This window comes from Rhabdaerophilum sp. SD176 (assembly GCF_030143245.1).
GTDB lineage: Bacteria > Pseudomonadota > Alphaproteobacteria > Rhizobiales > Beijerinckiaceae > Rhabdaerophilum.
In genome coordinates this window covers 347,410-363,798 of the sequence record NZ_JARJNS010000003.1, presented here as the reverse complement: position 1 = coordinate 363,798, position 16,389 = coordinate 347,410, and the positions used below count along the sequence as shown (strand labels likewise).

Here is a 16,389-nt window from a genome sequence, read left to right as displayed (position 1 = left end):
GAAGGGCGCGGGTCAGGAGGCCTGCGCCCGCATCGCGGCAATGGCGGCACGGGCGAGTTCATCCGCCCGTTCGTTCATTTCGTGGCCGGCATGGCCCTTGACCCAGCGCCATTCGACCTTGTGGCGTTGGATGGCAGAATCCAGCTGCTGCCAGAGATCGACATTCTTGACCGGCTTCTTGTCCGCCGTCTTCCAGCCATTGCGCTTCCAGCCGAAGATCCAGCCGGTGATGCCGCCCTTCACATACTGGCTGTCCGTTGTCAGGACGACGCGGCACGGGCGCTTGAGCGCCTCCAGAGCCGAAATAGCGGCCTGAAGCTCCATCCGGTTGTTGGTGGTGTCCGGCGCAGCGCCGGATAACTCACGCAAGGTGTCGCCATAGCGCAGGATTGCGCCCCAGCCGCCCGGGCCGGGATTGCCGGAACAGGCGCCGTCGGTCCAGATCTCGACGAGCGCGCCGCCTTCCCCGTCTGTGCTCATTCCATCAACCCATAGGCGGAGGCGGCATGCACGCCCTGATGGAATCGCAGCTTCTTCCAGTATTCCATCGGATCCAGCGGGCGGACCAGCGCGCCGGGTGGCACGTTCAGCCAGTCGACAAGGCGCGTCAGCAGGAAGCGCAGGGCGGAGCCACGGCAAAGGATCGGCAGGGCATCGATCTCGACCCGGTTCAGCGCGCGCCGGCTGCGATAGCCGGCGATCATCGCCCTGCCCTTGGTGAGATTGAACGAGAAATCCGGCTCGAAACACCAGGAGTTCAGGCAGATGGCGAGGTCATAAGCCAGCGCGTCCCGCGCGGCGAAATAGAAGTCGATCACGCCGGAGAGCTGGTCCCCCACGAAGAGCACGTTGTTGGGGAAGAGATCGGCATGGATGATGCCGGTTTCGAGCGTGCGCGGCCAATGCGTCTCGAGAAAATCCAGCTCGTTCCGGATGGCGACCGCCAGCCCGCTGGCCACCTCGTCGGCTCGGGCGCCGGCCTGTTCCAGCAGCGGGCGCCAGCCGGAGACCGAGAGGGCATTCTCGCGGTACGGCGTGAAGCCCCGCGCCGCCTCGTGCAAGGCAGCCAGCGTCGTTCCCAGCGCCTGGCAATGGGCGACGCTTGGCCGCCGGTAGGACACGCCCTCGAGGAAGGTGACGATGGCAGCCGGCTTGCCCGCCAGCACGCGCAGGGCCTTGCCGTCATGCGCCTTGACCGGGAGCGGGCAATTGATGCCGCGATCCGCGAGATGCCCCATCAGGCCCAGGAAGAAGGGCAGGTCTTCCTCCTTCACACGCTTCTCGTACAGCGTCAGGATGAAGCGACCGCGGCCGGTCTCGATCAGGAAGTTCGAATTCTCGACACCTTCGGCAATCCCCTTGAAGCTGAGCAAGGGACCAAGATCATAGGCAGCAAGGAACTCCGTGAGTTCCTCCGCGCTGACATCGGTGTAGACGGCCATGGCCCCGCGCCTCCCCTGCCGGCCCGCCGCTGCTTTTGCGCGTGACGAAGCCACGGGCCGGTGATACGCCTCCCCCTCCGCCGCCGTCAAATCCATCCCGACAGCAACAAGGGCCTGACCACCACCATGCTGTGGGCAATCTTCACGGTGCTTGCCGCCGCCTCCCAGACGCTTCGCAATGCCCTGCAGCGTGATCTGACGCAGGCGCTCGGCGTTGTCGGTGCGACGCATGTGCGGTTCCTGTTCGGCGCGCCTTTCGCGCTGGTGTTCCTCGCCCTGATGACATGGGGGACCGGCGATGCCGTTCCTGCAGTTCCGGTAACCGCGCTGCCGGCCGTGGCCATCGCCGCGCTGGCCCAGATCGGCGCAACGGGGCTGATGCTGGCGGCGATGACCTCGAAATCCTTTGTCGTCACCACCGCCTATACAAAGACCGAGCCGGTGCTGGTGGCGATTTTCGGGCTGGTCTTCCTCGGCGAAAGGCTCTCGCCCGGCATCGCGATCGCCATCGGGGTGGCCACGGCCGGCGTCGTTCTTACGGCCTGGCCAAAGGATGGCCGGGTGCAGGGCTCCTGGGGTGCGCTGGCGCTCGGGCTGTTCTCGGCGGCGATGTTCGCGATTTCGGCCATTGCCTTCCGGGCGGCGATCCATGCCCTGCCCTCCGGCGGGTTCGGCATCCGCGCTTCGACCATCCTCGCGCTGGGGCTGGTCTTCCAGGCGCTGGTGCTCTCGGCCTGGCTGGCCATCACCAACCGGGCCGCCCTTGTGGCAATCCTCCGGCTCTGGCGCCCCTCGCTGCTTGCCGGCTTCATGGGCGCTTTCGCCTCGCAATTCTGGTTTCTCGGCTTCGCGCTGGCCAGCGCGGCACAGGTGCGCACCCTCGCGCTCGTCGAGGTTTTCTTCGCGCGGCTGGTTTCCGGCAAGATGTTCTCGGAAGTCCCCTCGCGGCGGGAAGGGCTTGGCCTGGTGCTGATCGTGGCCGGCGTGGCCTTGCTGCTCAGCCTGTCGCGCTAGCGTGAATCGCGGTCAGGCGGCATCCGGCCGAAGCACCTTCGGCAGCGGGAAGAACACGCTCTCGTCGGCGGTCGAGACGGTTTCCACCTCGATCGCATAGCGCTCGGCAAAGGCGTCGATGATTTCCTCGACCAGCACTTCCGGCGCCGAGGCACCCGCCGTGATGCCCAGCGTGCGGAGCTGGCCGAAAAGCGACCAGTCGATATCCTCCGCCCTCAGAACCAGCCGGGCGAGCGGGCAGCCGGCCCGCTCCGCCACTTCGCGCAGCCGCTGGGAATTCGAGGAATTGGGCGAGCCGACGACGATCATCGCATCCACCTCAGGCGCGACGCGCTTGACCGCTTCCTGCCGGTTGGTGGTGGCGTAGCAGATATCTTCCTTGTGCGGCGCGGCAATGCCGGGGAAGCGCGCCTTGAGCGCGGCCACAACGGCTGCGGTATCATCGACAGACAGGGTGGTCTGCGTCACGAAGGCCAGCGGCTGGTCATCCAGCAGGACAAGGCGCGCCACATCATCAACGGTCTCGACCAGCACGACAGCGCCGTCCGGCAACTGGCCCATCGTGCCGACGACTTCGGGATGGCCGGCATGGCCTACGAGGATGACGCGACGGCCGCGCTTGAAATGGATCTCCGCCTCGCGATGAACTTTCGTCACCAGCGGGCATGTTGCGTCAATCGCGAAGAACTTGCGGCTTTCGGCCTCGGCGGGCACGGCTTTCGGGACGCCATGGGCGGAGAAGATCACCGGCGCCTCGGTATCGGGGATCTCGGACAATTCGTCGACGAAGATCGCGCCCTTGCGCTTCAGGCCCTCGACGACATACCGATTATGGACGATCTCGTGCCGCACATAGACCGGCGCCCCGAATTTCCGCAGAGCTTCCTCGACCGCATCGATCGCGCGGACGACACCGGCGCAGAAGCCACGCGGCGCGCAGAGGCGGATCAGGAGGGCGGGCTTCTCGGCAGGGGCCATGCGGCAGGTTTCCCGGAACGGCAACATCTCCGGTTCTGGCGCGCAAGCCCGACAAGGTCAAGCTTCCGAAGTTACCTTTCATGAAGGACGATTCGGCAAAGCGCCCTGATTTCCGATGGTTATCGCGGTTTAACCACCCTTTTTAGGGGTTTTGCGCAGCCCCTCGCTTAGTCTGCATTCATGATCGGAGGCACAAGAATTCTCCGACAGGGACCGCGTCAACCATGAGAACGAGCCATCACGTCGATGGACCGGGCAGCCTTGTGCTGTCCGGTCCCGACGCCCGCCCCACTTTCGTGGCCAATGACAACCTGGCTCCGGCAGCGCCGGCGCCAGGCGAGGCCATCGGCCTCGTGCTGGCCCTGCTGCACGGCCCGGGCAACGAGCCCCATGCGGCCCTGCAGATGCTGGACCGGCACGGGGAACGCACCAATTCGCTGCTGCTGGCCCATGACGATCCGGACCTGATCGCGCTCTGGCGCGGGCTGGGCCGCGACCTGGGACTGCCGCTCTACCTGTTCGACGGAGAGCACGGTCTGTACCAGGTTACCCAGAGGCCGGGCGAGATCAGCTATGCCAGGCGCGCCGGATCGCCGCTTTCCGGCCGCCGGACCCGCACCGCGCAGAGGCGGCAGATGCCGTTGGCCCGCTTGCCGGAAACGGGCGGATCGGGTTCGCGCCAGACCGACGGGAAGTGCTGAATTCAGAGCACGCGACCGAGGACGGCATCCAGCAGGAGGCCACCCGACAGCAGCAGGCCGGCATCGCGGTTGGCGCGGAACAGGCGTAGCGCCTGAACCGGGTCATCCCGTTTCAGGATGGCGACCTGCCAGCCCAAATGACCGGCAAAAGCGGCTAGCCCGAGCCAACCCAGCGGGCCGGACCCGATCTCCAGCATCGCGATACCGACCAGCAGCAACGTCAATACGAACATCGCCGCAATGAAAAGCCGAACCCGGGCGCCATAGGCCCGGGCGGTCGAGCCGATCCCGACGATCGCGTCATCCTCGATATCCTGCAGCGCATAGATCGTGTCGTAGCCGACAACCCAGGCAATCGCCCCGGCATAGAGCCAGAGGGCTGCCATCGGCAATGTGCCGAGATGGGCGGAAAACCCCATCAGCGCACCCCAGGCGAAGGCGAGGCCAAGCACCAGCTGCGGGTGGTTGGTGAAGCGCTTCATGAAGGGGTAAACCACGACCGGTGCCAGCGAGAGGATTCCCATCGCGATGGCGAAGGCATTGAACTGCAGCAGGACAGCGAGGCCGACCAGCGCCTGCAGGACGAGGAAGGCAAAGGCCTCTCGCACCGTGACCTGGCCGGATGGCAGCGGGCGATCCCGGGTGCGGGCGACGCGGGCATCAAGATCGCGGTCGGTGATGTCATTCCATGTGGAGCCGGCACCGCGCATCGCGACAGCCCCGATCAGGAAGAGGAGCAGGGTCAGGAGATTGGGCCAGCCACCGGAAAGGCGCGCCGCCAGGGCTTCGCTCCACCAGCAGGGCAGCAGCAGGAGCCACCAGCCAATCGGTCGGTCCAGCCGCGCCATGCGCGCGAAAGGGCGCGCCCGTCCGGGCAGTCGCTCGACAAGGCTCCGGGGAACCGCGTCCGGCGTTGCACCGGGCGCAGGGCCGCTCACAGCGCGCCCTTTGGCAACTGGACGCCGCTACCGGGGGCCGGACCGCGCGGTGCGCCGCCCTGCGCGCGGGCCTGAGCTTCCTTCTTCGCTGCCGTGCAGACCTGCCCGCGCGCCTTTACGCCCTGCTGGATGTTCTTGCGGAAATCCTCGACGAAAGGCTCCGGCAGCTGACACCATTGCTGGTTGTCTTCCATCCATTTCATCATGTCAGCTTCCGCCTTGACGAGCTGGCCAAAGACAGCACAGGCCTGCTGCGCGGTGGGGCGCTTCTTCTGGAAACCGTTGATCTTGTTGATTACCTCAAGACGGACCAAGCCGTGCTTGTCCATTTCAGCCTGGCAGCTCGGCGTCAGGGCCGCCGCCGGGGCCGAGAGAACCGCAAGCGCGGAGGCCAAGGCGATACCTTGCAGAAAATGCTTCATTTCAGACTACCCCTCGCCCCCGGCAAAGAACCAAAGGCCTGTTTTTGGCGGATGATCGATGGTCATCTTGGGCAAAAAATCAAGGCGATTTTTGGAACTCTTACGCTTAGGACTTGATTTCAGACCTATTTTTGCCTGCAAGAGTCCCGAATGGCCCGTTACGATTTCGCGACTCATCGCCTTTATGTCCCAGCAGATCTCTCCCCTGATGCCGTGGTGCCGCTGGAGCCGGGTGCGCTCAACTACCTGTTGAATGTCCTGCGCATGGATGAGGGATCAAGGCTGCTCGTTTTCAACGGGCGCGACGGCGAGTGGGAAGCCACCTTGCGCAAGCCGACCCGCAAGACCGCCGTTCTGGTGCTGCAACGGCAGACGCGGCCGCAGGAAGCCACCGGGCGAATCCGCTATGCATTCGCGCCGCTCAAATCGGCACGTCTCGATTATCTCGTCCAGAAAGCGGTGGAAATGGGTGTTGCGCGACTCACGCCTGTTCTGACGCAGCGGACGCAGGTGCATCGCCTCAAGGACGAGCGCCTGCAGGCGAACATTGTCGAAGCGGCCGAGCAATGCGGTGTCCTCGCCCTGCCCGCCCTCGAGCCGGAGATCCGGCTGGAGCGGTTCCTTGCAGTGCTGCCACCGGAGGAGATGCTGGTCTTTTGCGACGAGGATGCCGACATCACCGATCCGGTGATCGCCCTGCGCCAGCGGCAGCCTTTGGCAGGAATCACCGTGCTGGTCGGGCCGGAAGGCGGGTTCACCGATGAGGAACGCGCGCGCGCCCTCGCCCATCCGGGGCTGTTGCGGCTTTCGCTCGGGCCGCGGATCCTCCGCGCCGACACGGCAGCGGTGGCGGTTCTGGCGCTGGTCCAGAGCGTGTATGGCGACTGGACCGGTTCGACCGTCAATGAAATGTGACGGTCCCGTCATCGCGCCGCCATTGTCGGACCGTCCGGCGATGCCTATACAGAGCGCAACATGGGCGTCATGGCGCTCCGACTTGAACGGCTTCCGAGGTTTGTATGGCGCGCGATACCGTGGACTTGACCCCTGTCGAAGGGCGCGATGCGCTTGTCGCCTGGTTCGAACAGGGCAACAAGCCTGAATCGGCCTTCCGGATCGGTACGGAACACGAGAAATTCCCCTTCTATGCCAAAGACCTGTCTCCTGTTCCCTATGAGGGCGGGAAGGGCATCCGTGCCCTGCTGGAGGGCATGCAGGGCCTGCTCGGCTGGGAGCCGATTCTGGAGGGCGACCATCCGATCGGCCTGTTCGACGTCACCGGCGGCGGGGCGATCAGCCTCGAACCGGGCGGGCAGTTCGAACTGTCCGGCGCGCCGCTTGAAACCTTGCACCAGACTGCCAGCGAGACCGCCGCCCATCTGGCTCAGTTGAAGGAAATCGCCGATCCATTCGGCATCCGCTTCCTCGCGCTCGGCATGTCGCCGCTCTGGAGCCGGGCGGAAACGCCCGTCATGCCCAAGGCGCGCTATACGATCATGCGGAACTACATGCCGAAGGTCGGTTCGCTCGGCCTCGACATGATGTTCCGGACCTCGACCGTGCAGGTCAATCTCGATTTCGCCTCGGAAGCGGACATGGTCCGCAAGCTGCGGGTCAGCCTTGCGCTGCAGCCCGTTGCCACTGCCCTGTTCGCCAATTCCCCCTTTACGGAGGGACGCCCCAACGGCTTCCAGTCGATGCGATCGGAGATCTGGCGTGATACCGACAATGCCCGTGCCGGCATGCTGCCCTTCGCCTTCGAAGACGGGTTCGGCTTCGAGCGCTATGTCGATTACGCGCTCGACGTGCCGATGTATTTCGTCAAGCGCGGCGATACCTATCACGATGTGACCGGCCAGTCCTTCCGCGATCTGCTGGAAGGCCGGCTGCCGGGCCTGCCGGGCGTACGTGCCACGACCTCGGACTGGGCAAACCATCTCTCGACGATCTTCCCTGAAGTCCGGCTCAAGCGCTATCTCGAAATGCGGGGCGCCGATGTGGGCGGCCTGCCGGTCATCACGGCCCTTTCCGCTTTCTGGGTCGGCCTGTTCTATGACCGGGCGAGCCTTGATGCTGCATGGGATCTCGTTCGGGTCTGGAATGCCGCAGAACGTCAGGCCCTGCGGGATGCTGTTCCGAAGGCGGGGCTCGGCGCATCGATTGGTGGCCGGACAGTGCTCGACATTGCCCGCGAGGTCGTCGCCCTGTCACGGGCCGGGCTGGCACGGCGCGCGCGCCTTGACCGCGAGGGCCGCGACGAGACGATCCATCTCGCGCCGCTGGAAGAGCTTCTCGCCCGCGGGAAGAATCAGGCCGAGATCCTGCTGGAACGCTTCCATGGCGAGTGGAATGGCTCGGTCCTGCCGGTCTTCTCCTCGAATGCCTACTGAACCCGGCTGACGCGGATCTCGACTTCCCGCTCGACAAAGCCCCATTCCGCCGTCTCCCGGAGGCGGGAGAGCATGGTATCGAAGGCCTCTTCCTCCTCGGGGGCGAATTCGAACCACGTGAGGAAATCAAAGGGTTCGCCGAGATCCCGGCTGTGATGCAGCCGGCGGGCGATGCCCGGCAAGTAGTCCATCCCAATCCGGATATGGCGCGATTGTTCCTCGAAGATCGCGCGGCGCTCATCCTGCGCCAGCGCCCACCAGGCCGCTGATTTGCGGATGGGAATCAGCACAGCCTGGCGCGAGGCGGACCGGCCCAGTCCTTCCTGGCGGATGGCGAGTTCGGCCAGTTCACTGCGATGGGAATAACGCGCATTCGACACGGTGCCCTTGAGCCGCCACGCGACCGCCTCGGATGCTGTTTGGCCGGCGGGCACGATCGACAGGGAGGCGGCGGGCGGCAGGGTCTCACCAAGGACTGGGACGACCCGGTCTATGGCCCAGACGCCCTGCCCGCCGGCGATGAATTCAACGGTCAGCGGTGCGGTCATGACAGTCCCTCCCCGGCAGGAAGGCGAGCAAGAGCGATGCCAGCCTTACTCGGCCGCGAGCATCGCGTTCTTGCCCTCGATGGAGAGGTTGTCGAGGCTCTGCATGATATGGTCAGCCAGCGCATTCGAGACGTGATCGCGCGAGGCAGCATTGCGGACGAGCGCGATCTGCACGCTCGGCAGATCGGGGAAACCGTCGGCCTCCGTCAGCACGCGCATGCCGGCACGGACGGCGCTTTCCGGCAGGACACTGACCGAGAGGCCCGCCAGCACGACCGCGCCGACCGCCGCCGAATTCCAGCTTGTATAGAGGATGCGGTGCGGCACGTTGCGGCGCTTGAGCCGGGTGACTGCCGCCTCGCGCCAGTTGCAGGTGTCGCGGCCAAGCGCCAGTGGCACCGGCCGCGCTTCATGCGTGCAGTGCCGCTGCGATGTGACCCAGAGGAGACGCTCCTCGCGGATGATCTCGCCGACGGCGCGCTTGTCGGAATGAGTGATGATGGCCATGTCCAGCTCCATCGACTGGAGATTGGCGATCAGGCAGGGCGTGGGTTCGCAGACGACGAGCACCTCGATGCCGGGATTGGAGGCGGTGAAGCGTGCCAGAATCTGCGGCAGATAGCGTTCCGCATAATCATCCGGCACGCCGAGCTTCACGCGGCCGGTGAGGCGCTCGCCGCGGAACGAGGCCACGGCCTCGTCGTTGAGGCGGATCATCCGGTAGGCATAATCGAGCAGGCGCTCGCCATCTTCGGTCAGCCGGGCGGCCCGCCCCTCCTTCTCGAAAAGGTCGCGGCCGATGCGCTCCTCGAGCCGGCGGATCTGCATCGATACCGCACTCTGCGTCTTGTGGACGATATCCGCCGCGCGGGTGAAGGAGCCCGTCTCGGCGATGGCGATCAGGGTGCGGAGATGGTCATTGTCAAGCACGGGCAGCATCGGGATCTCCCTTCGGCATTATCCGGTCGGCGATCCCTCGCCGGGGGCGGCTGTCTCCGGAGGTCGGGGAGCCAGCCGGCTGGCCCGCGCCCCTTCCTCGGTTATCATTCGAATTCTTGATGATTAGATAAAAAACATTCGCTTCTGAAATACAAGGGAGTCTTGTATAAAATTCCTGTCAATCGGAGAGACGGTTTCCGGCCCCTCGGAAACCCGGCCAACTCTCCTGCATCGAGAAGATGCCAAACGCGAAAGGAACATGTCATGGCCATCGTCCCGGGTTTTATCACGGCTCTGCTGCTCGCTGCGGTCAAGGGTGTGGTTCAACTCCACACGGCCATGGCCAACCGTCGCGCGGCCAAGGAACTTCTCAACTGGGATGCGCGGGCGCTGAAAGACATCGGCCTGACACGAGGCGATGTTCGAGGAGCGCTTGCCGAATCGCTTGCCGCGGATCCCACCGTTTCCCTTTCCCTGATCGCAGCCGGGCGTGATGTCACAACCCGGCGGGATGGCGCGGTCCGCCCTTCGCCTGCCAAGGCGACGGCGGTCAGCAAAGACCGGCTCGGCAATCTCCCCTCCGCCGAGCCGGCGCTTTGCGCCTGACGCCCTGAAGCGATCGACTGGGCCTGCCGGCGTTCTCCCCCGTTCCTTGGCAGGCCCCCTCTCTTTCCCTTCGCCTCCGGCCGTTTCTCCCCTCCACAGGCCGGAACGAAAAAACCGCCCGGTTGCAGCGCAACCGGGCGGTTTCATTTTGTTGTCAGCCTCGCCGAACGGGCAAAGGCCTGATCAGACGATCTTGTCCTGGACCGTAACGACCGTCGGCTTCACGCCGGCAAGATAGGCACCGACCTTGGCTTCGGCAGCCACGTCACGACCACGCTCGCCAGGCCCGAATGCGGTGTCGCTGTCCGGCATGGACTTGCCGAACACCCCGACCTTCCGGTCATCGGACGCGTTTTCAACGCGCTCACCTTCTTCCTTGCGGCGCTCCGCTGCCTTGTCCAGGTACTCGGAGACACGGTCAATCACCCGCCGATCGGAGTCCGCCATGGCCTTGGTCATGAACTCCGCGAAGCGGTCGCGGATCTCGCCATACGAGCTGGCGGCGCGCTTCAGGGCTTCCTGGGCACCGGCTGAAAGCAGGGACTCATCGCCCTTCGTCGCAGCCGGCGTTGCGGAGGCCTCGGCTTCATCCGTTTCCGGGGCGGCCGTGTCGGTGTTGCCCGTCGCCGGCGGCGCCTCGTTCGGGATCACCGGCGGGGCCACGGGCGCTTCCGGGGCCGGGTCTACCGCCACGACAGCCGGGGCAGCCGGCTCGACCGGCGCCGGACCGGCCGGCGGCGTCACCGGATCGGTGACGGGCGGCAGGACCGGCGGCACCGTGATGCGCGGCGTCACGCCGTCATAGCGGTCGCTGTTCGACTGGAGATCGGCAGCGACGAGCGAGTAATCGTTCATCTCGTTCTGCAGGCGCAGGAATTCCGAACGGGTCAGCCCATCGCGGACCAGCTTGTTCTCCGAACGCTGGATATCCTGCTGCAGGTCGAGCAGGCTGATCGCCTCCTCGTTGGTCAGGGCGCCGTTATCGATCCCGCGGGTCAGGCCCTCGAGCTGCTGGGCCTGACGCTTGTCGACGTGGACGACATCGACATAGCTGTCGGCCAGCCGCTTGCCGTCATCATTGCGCTGGAGATCGTAGATCAGGATCTCGGCATCGTTCATGCTGGTCGAAAGGTTGACCCATTCGCGCCAGTCGACCTTGCCGTTCTTCAGCGCAGCGGCTTCTTCCTCGTTCACGACAGCGAACTGGTTGCGCACCGTTTCCGCTTCGGTCTCGGTCAGGCTGCCGGCCTTGAGGCCATCAGCCAGCATCTTGTCGAGCTGGGCCTGACGGTCATTGACAGCATCGGCATAGGAATAGGTCCCGAGATTGACGCCGACACCGTTGTTCCGGGCCTGATTCAGCGCATCGGCCGATTTGCGCAGCTGATCCATCACCTGCTTCATCTCGCCGGCCGTCAGCTTCCCATCCGATTCGCGAAACTTCGTCTCGAGCTCGGCGAGCTGGTCCTGCTGGGCAACAAGAACCTTGGCCTCGTCCTCGGTCAGCGAACCATCCTTCAAGCCATGACGGATGCGATCGGCCAGGTTGGCCTGGACGACATCGATATCGCGCCCGTCGATCCCTTCGAGGCTCGACAGGTTGATCCCGCGGTCGTTGGTTGACAGGCGGTCCAGCAGCTTGTCGGCGTTGTTGAGCTTGTTCGCGAGACGGCGGAGATCACGGTCGGTCGGACCACCTTCCTTCGCGAAGATCTCGTTGGCATAGGCCTCGATGGCTTCCATGCGCTTGAGTGCCCGCTCGCCCTCGCGAAGGGTGAAGGACCGGTCATACAAGGCGGCGCCGACCTGCTGACGCAGCATCCAGGCCTTGGCGTCCAGTTCCGAAAGGGCGGGAACAGCCTTCTTGGTAACGGTTTTTTCCTGCTTCGCCGCGGCATTGCCGCCGGCGTTGTTCTGCTGCCCCGAGGCAGCCAGAGCCGCAGCCGGATTCACGGCCGCATTTGACGAGATATTCTGGATCATCAGTTTCCCCTGTCCAAGCGTCCTGCTTGCGGGAACCTGATTAGTTTAGAACATAAGCATCAATGCAAAATGCGAAGCGCACAATTTTAGCGAAAGGCGGAATTTTGCAGGATGCAAAAAACACCACGATTTCGAGGCCAACAGCGCGTGAAGATGGCCCGTCGGATTTATTGAAAATGCGATGGATCAGCCAGACTGACCATCCCTTGGGCGGGAGAACTGGCTGAACATCTCCTGCCACGCATCCATCTGCGTTGACTGCACGTGCTTGCCCGTCTCGAACATGCCCTTGAGCATGTCCAGCCCGGCTCCGAGCGGATCGGCCTGGGGCGGCGGTTCAGGCGGGCGTCCGCCCGTCATCATCGTGTTGAGGATATTGCCGAACATGTCGCCAAGGCCGCCCGGCTGCTGGGGCTGCTGGCCGCCGAACATTCCACCCATCATGTTGCCGAAGACATTGCCCGGATTGTTCTGGTTCATGCCCTGGCCGAACATACCGCCGAGCATGCCACCCAGCCCGCCTTGTGCGGCGCCGCCCTGCATCATCTGGCCGAGGATGCCGCCGAGGCCCGAATTTGCCGCGCCCTTGAACAGGCCACCCATGACCATCGCGGTGATGACGGGCAGCATCTGCTGCATGATCGTGGCGGGAAGACCGGCGAATTGCGCCGCCTGCTGCGCGATGGCCTGCGTCATTTCCGGGCCGCCGAACATCGAGCCCAGCGCGTTCGTGCCCTCCTTTTCCAGATGATCGGGAATACCGTCGCCATCCGAATCGTAGAACTGGGCGCTGTTCTGCGACTGGCCGAGGGTGGAGAGGATGTTCTGCCAGCCCTCGATGGTCTGGGCCTGCTGCTGCAGCCCGAGCGAAATGGCCGGCAGCACGGCCTCGACCGCCTGCTGGGCCTGCTGCGGGCCGATTCCGAACTGGCTGGCCAGATTCTGGTAGGCGTTGCCGCCCTGCGCACCCTGCATGATATCAAACAGATTGATCATGGCTCTTCCCCTTGCCCGGCCTGACCCAAGCCTAACCTGTCAGGCGCGGCCCCGCAATGCGGCAGGGCTGTCAGGCGGAATTTGTCCCGGTTGCCCGTCGCTCGATTCCGGCGACCGCCCGGAAGACGACCCAGACTGCGGCAATCCCGAAGACAAGAGAACCGGCGACGAGACCGACCATCGCCCCCTCGACCCCGCCCCATTGCGCACCGAGCCAGGCCAGTGGCACCGTGCCGAGCGTGGCACGGCCCCAGTTGAAGGCCGTGGAATAGAGCGGGAAGCCGAGATTGTTGAACGCAGCATTGGCGACGAGGACCAGCCCGATAAACACCCATGCGAGCCCGCCGACCAGGCAGAAATAGGCGACATACCGAGCCGTCGCGCCGTCGACGCCGAAGAAGAGGGGAATCTGGTTGCGCAGCAGGATCAGCAGGAACCACGCGCAGAGCGTGTAGAGCCCGCAGAAGAGAAATGCATCCCGCATGGCCATGCGCAGCCGGTCGAACCGGCTGGCGCCGAGATTCTGGCCGAGGATCGGCCCGACGGAGCCCGACAACGCGAAGACCGCGCCGAACGCGACCGGAACCAGCCGGTCGAGGATCGCGTTGGCGGCAACCGCCTCGGCACCGAACGGAGCGAGGATGCGGAGATAGAGCAGGCCGCCGATCGGGGTGGCGACATTCGTCAGGATGGCTGGAACGGCAATGCCGAAAAAGCCGTCCCAGTCCCGCCGGAGGCCGGACCAAGTTGGCCGGTCGAGCATCCGGTGCACGCGCACAACTCCCTGCAGGCCGACAAGGGTAAAGACCACGCGGGAAATGACGGTGGCCCAGGCGGCGCCATCGGTGCCCAGCCCCGCCACGAAGATCAGCAGCGGATCGGTGACAGCCGTCACGAGGCCACCGAACAAGGTCACCTGCATCGCCCGCCGGGCATCGCCGACAGCACGGAGCAGGCCCGACAGCATCATGCCCGTCGCCATCAGGATATTCGCCGGCAGGGTGATCACGAGGTAGCGATGCGCAACATCACGCGGAACGCCCTTCGCGCCCAGCAGATCGAGCACCTGCGGCAGGATGGCCAGCAGGAGCAGCGATATGGCAATGCCGACGAGGTTCGCCAGAACGAGCGCATTGGTCGCCACTCGCCGCGAGACGGCCGGATCGCCGGCACCGATGGCGCGGGAAACAAGCGCGGTGCCGGCGATCATCGAGCCGATATTGACGGAAATGGCGACAAAGAGGACGGTCGTCGCATAGCCGACACCGGCAGTCAGTTCGTCGTTATCCAGCCGTGACACGTAAAAGAGCGACAGGAAATCGACGAGGAAAATGGCCATCAGCCCGATCGCGCCGGTCACCGTCATCTCGATGACGTGGCGCATGGTCGAGCCTTGCGTGAACCGCGCCTGCGGGGCGCCTCCAGCCGGTGCGTTCACGAGGATTCTCCAGTCACGCCCTCGCCGAGGGCTGCCGGCGTGGCCGGCTTGGGCCGGGCCGTCAGGTCGCGGCCCTTGCGCTTCGGTTCGGAAAGCGGTTCGGGCGCGAGTGTCGCGCCGATCAGCAGGTCGGTGCCGCCGAGAATGCCTTCGTCACGCTGGCGCAGCAGGCGCTGGACATCCCGCCGGCGGATATCCTCGCGGATCGCCTCGGATTCATCCTCGGACAGGCCGAGCGCCATCAGCGCGGTGCGCCCGAAGCTCAGCGCGCCCTCGAAGGTCTCGCGGATCGGGTTGCGGACGCCCCGCTCCATCAGGTCGAGAGCGTGGACACGGTCATAGGCGCGGACAACCAGCTTCGCCTGCGGGAAGGCCCGGACTGCCATTTCCGCGATGGTGGAGGCGGCCTCGCGGTCGTCGATGCAGATCGCGATCACAGCAGCCTTCTCGGCTCCGGCGGCACGGAGCACATCGAGCCGCCGGCCATCTCCATAATAGACCTTGAATCCGAACCGGCCCGCCGCGCGGATCCGGTCAATATTCCGGTCAATGACCGTGACATTGCGCTCGGCCGCCAGCAGCATCTGGTTGGCGACCTGCCCGAACCGGCCGAAGCCGATAACAAGAACCTCGCCGCCGGCTCCGTCGAAATCCTCGGTCAAGGTCTCGTCCGGCTTCTGCCTTTCGGCAAACCGCGCCAGAGCCGGTTCGGCCAGCTTCACAAGGACAGGCCCGAGGAACATCGTGATCGCGGCGATTGCAGCATAAAGTGTCGCCTCGCGCGGAGCGATGAAGCCCAGCGTTCCCGCCAGCGGGATGATGACGAAGGAAAACTCCCCGATCGTCGAGAGCAGGACCGAGGCGCGGACAGCATCGGCGACCGGCTGGCGATAGATGCGCAAAAGGGCATAGGTCAGCGCGGCCTTGAGGCTCATGACCAGCACCGCCGTTCCGAGGACGAAGGCGAGGCTGCCCATCACGACCTTGCCGTCGATGCTCATGCCCACGCTCATGAAGAAGAGCCCGAGCAGCAGGCCCCGGAAGGGCTCGATATCCGCCTCCAGCTGGTGGCGGAAGTTGCTCTCGGCCAGCATCAGCCCGGCAACGAAAGCGCCGAGCGCTGCCGAAAGGCCCACCGCATGCATCGCCTCTGCCGCGCCCAGCACGACGAGCAGGGCGGCCGCGGTCATGACTTCGCGCGCATCGGCGCGGGCAAGCAGCCGGAAAAACGGATTGAGCAGGTAGCGCCCGGCGAGGATCAGGGCTGTGAGCGCACCGAAGGCAAGCGCGATATCCGGAAGGTGCTGGCTCATCCCGCCGCCACCGGGCAGGCCAGCCAGCAGCGGCATCAACGCGATGAAAGGTACGATCGCCATATCCTGGAAGAGCAGGACCGCGAAGGATTTCTGGCCATAGGCCGTGGCAAGGGCACCGCGCTCGTTGAGCACCTGCAAGGCGATGGCCGTGGCCGAGAGTGCAAAAGCGAAGGCCATGGCCAGCAGGCCGGCGTCCCGCAGGCCCAGCAGGTAGAGGCACACAGCCAGCACGATGCCAGTCACCAGCACCTGCATCAGCCCGAGGCCGAGAATGTCGCGCCGCATCGAGACGAGCTTCGAGGGCTTCAGTTCCAGCCCGATCACGAACAGGAACATCACGATGCCCAGTTCGGCGACCGTGCGCAGCGCATCAGGCGAGCGGAACAGCCCGAGACCGGACGGGCCGATGACAATTCCGGCCAGCAGATAGCCGAGCACGGCGGAAAGACCGGCAAACCGCAGCAGCGGCACGGCCGCCACGGCCGCACCGAGAAAGACAAGCGTCGAGGTCGTGGCGCTGGCTGCGCTGGGATCGGCCATGGGCGCGGGACTCCGGGAGAATCATCGGCCTTGGCCGATCTGGATGGTTTCCCCAATGTAAGGGTGCGTTCCGGAATTGCGATACACCGAGGAAGGCTCTATCCCAAGCATCAATCAAGTTTCCTTGATGAGATCGAT

The 16,389-nt window shown here is 65.0% G+C and carries 16 protein-coding genes; 5 read left to right on the top strand and 11 right to left on the bottom strand.

Annotated elements, in window-relative coordinates; translation table 11 throughout:
• Positions 1-12: 12 nt before the first annotated feature.
• Together rnhA and thrB are read right to left on the bottom strand one after the other, a co-directional pair.
• Positions 13-480: a ribonuclease HI gene (rnhA, locus tag P0652_RS08420; RefSeq protein ID WP_284178338.1), complete on the bottom strand. Its 468-nt coding sequence runs from the start codon at positions 478-480 to the stop codon at positions 13-15.
• Entirely contained in the window at positions 477-1,442 is a 966-nt protein-coding gene (gene thrB, locus P0652_RS08415; RefSeq protein WP_284178337.1) for a homoserine kinase, read from the bottom strand. Before thrB ends, rnhA begins: the two co-directional genes overlap by 4 nt.
• A 126-nt stretch (positions 1,443-1,568) precedes the next feature.
• On the opposite strand from thrB, the gene P0652_RS08410 reads away from it, so the two are divergent.
• On the top strand, positions 1,569-2,456 hold the full coding sequence (locus P0652_RS08410) for a DMT family transporter (RefSeq protein WP_284178576.1): 888 nt from the start codon (positions 1,569-1,571) through the stop codon (positions 2,454-2,456).
• 12 nt (positions 2,457-2,468) lie between these two features.
• On the opposite strand, the gene ispH is transcribed toward P0652_RS08410, so the two are convergent.
• Positions 2,469-3,434, bottom strand: a complete 966-nt coding sequence (gene ispH / locus P0652_RS08405; RefSeq protein WP_284178336.1) for a 4-hydroxy-3-methylbut-2-enyl diphosphate reductase — start codon at positions 3,432-3,434, stop codon at positions 2,469-2,471.
• A gap of 224 nt (positions 3,435-3,658) precedes the next feature.
• Here ispH and P0652_RS08400 point away from each other — a divergent pair, with 224 nt between their 5' ends.
• Complete coding sequence (locus P0652_RS08400) at positions 3,659-4,135, top strand: hypothetical protein (RefSeq protein WP_284178335.1); 477 nt, start codon at positions 3,659-3,661, stop codon at positions 4,133-4,135.
• A 2-nt stretch (positions 4,136-4,137) separates the two neighbouring features.
• Here the strand turns inward: P0652_RS08400 and ubiA are convergent, their stop codons facing one another.
• Positions 4,138-5,073, bottom strand: coding sequence for a 4-hydroxybenzoate octaprenyltransferase (ubiA, locus tag P0652_RS08395; protein WP_284178334.1), 936 nt, complete (start codon positions 5,071-5,073; stop codon positions 4,138-4,140).
• Positions 5,070-5,495, bottom strand: a complete 426-nt coding sequence (locus P0652_RS08390; RefSeq protein ID WP_284178333.1) for a hypothetical protein — start codon at positions 5,493-5,495, stop codon at positions 5,070-5,072. Before P0652_RS08390 ends, ubiA begins: the two co-directional genes overlap by 4 nt.
• Positions 5,496-5,645: 150 nt before the next feature.
• Between P0652_RS08390 and P0652_RS08385 the strand changes: the two genes are divergently transcribed.
• Positions 5,646-6,410 carry a 16S rRNA (uracil(1498)-N(3))-methyltransferase gene (locus tag P0652_RS08385; protein WP_284178332.1) on the top strand — a complete coding sequence of 255 codons (765 nt, stop codon included), beginning with the start codon at positions 5,646-5,648 and terminating at the stop codon, positions 6,408-6,410.
• Between the two features lie 104 nt (positions 6,411-6,514).
• Positions 6,515-7,885 (top strand): glutamate--cysteine ligase, encoded by a 1,371-nt coding sequence (locus tag P0652_RS08380; RefSeq protein WP_284178331.1) that lies wholly within the window; start codon positions 6,515-6,517, stop codon positions 7,883-7,885.
• Here the strand turns inward: P0652_RS08380 and P0652_RS08375 are convergent.
• Both P0652_RS08375 and P0652_RS08370 read right to left on the bottom strand, forming a co-directional pair.
• Complete coding sequence (locus P0652_RS08375) at positions 7,879-8,433, bottom strand: chlorite dismutase family protein (RefSeq protein ID WP_284178330.1); 555 nt, start codon at positions 8,431-8,433, stop codon at positions 7,879-7,881. The two genes, P0652_RS08380 and P0652_RS08375, sit on opposite strands and share 7 nt — an antisense overlap.
• Positions 8,434-8,478: 45 nt before the next feature.
• Positions 8,479-9,372 carry a LysR substrate-binding domain-containing protein gene (locus P0652_RS08370; protein WP_284178329.1) on the bottom strand — a complete coding sequence of 298 codons (894 nt, stop codon included), beginning with the start codon at positions 9,370-9,372 and terminating at the stop codon, positions 8,479-8,481.
• A gap of 264 nt (positions 9,373-9,636) precedes the next feature.
• On the opposite strand from P0652_RS08370, the gene P0652_RS08365 reads away from it, so the two are divergent.
• Complete coding sequence (locus tag P0652_RS08365; protein WP_284178328.1) at positions 9,637-9,978, top strand: DUF1127 domain-containing protein; 342 nt, start codon at positions 9,637-9,639, stop codon at positions 9,976-9,978.
• 183 nt (positions 9,979-10,161) lie between these two features.
• Here P0652_RS08365 and P0652_RS08360 read toward each other — a convergent pair whose 3' ends face one another.
• The 4 genes from P0652_RS08360 to P0652_RS08345 all read right to left on the bottom strand — a co-directional run bounded on the left by P0652_RS08360 (position 10,162) and on the right by P0652_RS08345 (position 16,251).
• The gene (locus P0652_RS08360) at positions 10,162-11,961 is read right to left on the bottom strand and encodes a hypothetical protein (protein WP_284178327.1); all 1,800 of its coding nucleotides are present in this window, start codon (positions 11,959-11,961) and stop codon (positions 10,162-10,164) included.
• 186 nt (positions 11,962-12,147) lie between these two features.
• The gene (locus P0652_RS08355; RefSeq protein ID WP_284178326.1) at positions 12,148-12,957 is read right to left on the bottom strand and encodes a DUF937 domain-containing protein; all 810 of its coding nucleotides are present in this window, start codon (positions 12,955-12,957) and stop codon (positions 12,148-12,150) included.
• A gap of 70 nt (positions 12,958-13,027) precedes the next feature.
• Positions 13,028-14,395: an MATE family efflux transporter gene (locus P0652_RS08350; protein ID WP_284178325.1), complete on the bottom strand. Its 1,368-nt coding sequence runs from the start codon at positions 14,393-14,395 to the stop codon at positions 13,028-13,030.
• Positions 14,392-16,251 carry a monovalent cation:proton antiporter-2 (CPA2) family protein gene (locus P0652_RS08345; protein WP_284178324.1) on the bottom strand — a complete coding sequence of 620 codons (1,860 nt, stop codon included), beginning with the start codon at positions 16,249-16,251 and terminating at the stop codon, positions 14,392-14,394. The genes P0652_RS08350 and P0652_RS08345 overlap by 4 nt, the downstream gene beginning before the upstream one ends.
• Positions 16,252-16,389 lie beyond the last annotated feature (138 nt).

Coding starts and splice junctions, on each gene's coding strand:
- rnhA (WP_284178338.1), bottom strand. CDS start 480: ATGAGCACAGACGGGGAAGGCGGCGCGCTCGTCGAGATCTGGACCGAC.
- thrB (WP_284178337.1), bottom strand. CDS start 1,442: ATGGCCGTCTACACCGATGTCAGCGCGGAGGAACTCACGGAGTTCCTT.
- P0652_RS08410 (WP_284178576.1), top strand. CDS start 1,569: ATGCTGTGGGCAATCTTCACGGTGCTTGCCGCCGCCTCCCAGACGCTT.
- ispH (WP_284178336.1), bottom strand. CDS start 3,434: ATGGCCCCTGCCGAGAAGCCCGCCCTCCTGATCCGCCTCTGCGCGCCG.
- P0652_RS08400 (WP_284178335.1), top strand. CDS start 3,659: ATGAGAACGAGCCATCACGTCGATGGACCGGGCAGCCTTGTGCTGTCC.
- P0652_RS08390 (WP_284178333.1), bottom strand. CDS start 5,495: ATGAAGCATTTTCTGCAAGGTATCGCCTTGGCCTCCGCGCTTGCGGTT.
- P0652_RS08385 (WP_284178332.1), top strand. CDS start 5,646: ATGGCCCGTTACGATTTCGCGACTCATCGCCTTTATGTCCCAGCAGAT.
- P0652_RS08380 (WP_284178331.1), top strand. CDS start 6,515: ATGGCGCGCGATACCGTGGACTTGACCCCTGTCGAAGGGCGCGATGCG.
- P0652_RS08375 (WP_284178330.1), bottom strand. CDS start 8,433: ATGACCGCACCGCTGACCGTTGAATTCATCGCCGGCGGGCAGGGCGTC.
- P0652_RS08370 (WP_284178329.1), bottom strand. CDS start 9,372: ATGCTGCCCGTGCTTGACAATGACCATCTCCGCACCCTGATCGCCATC.
- P0652_RS08365 (WP_284178328.1), top strand. CDS start 9,637: ATGGCCATCGTCCCGGGTTTTATCACGGCTCTGCTGCTCGCTGCGGTC.
- P0652_RS08360 (WP_284178327.1), bottom strand. CDS start 11,961: ATGATCCAGAATATCTCGTCAAATGCGGCCGTGAATCCGGCTGCGGCT.
- P0652_RS08355 (WP_284178326.1), bottom strand. CDS start 12,957: ATGATCAATCTGTTTGATATCATGCAGGGTGCGCAGGGCGGCAACGCC.
- P0652_RS08345 (WP_284178324.1), bottom strand. CDS start 16,251: ATGGCCGATCCCAGCGCAGCCAGCGCCACGACCTCGACGCTTGTCTTT.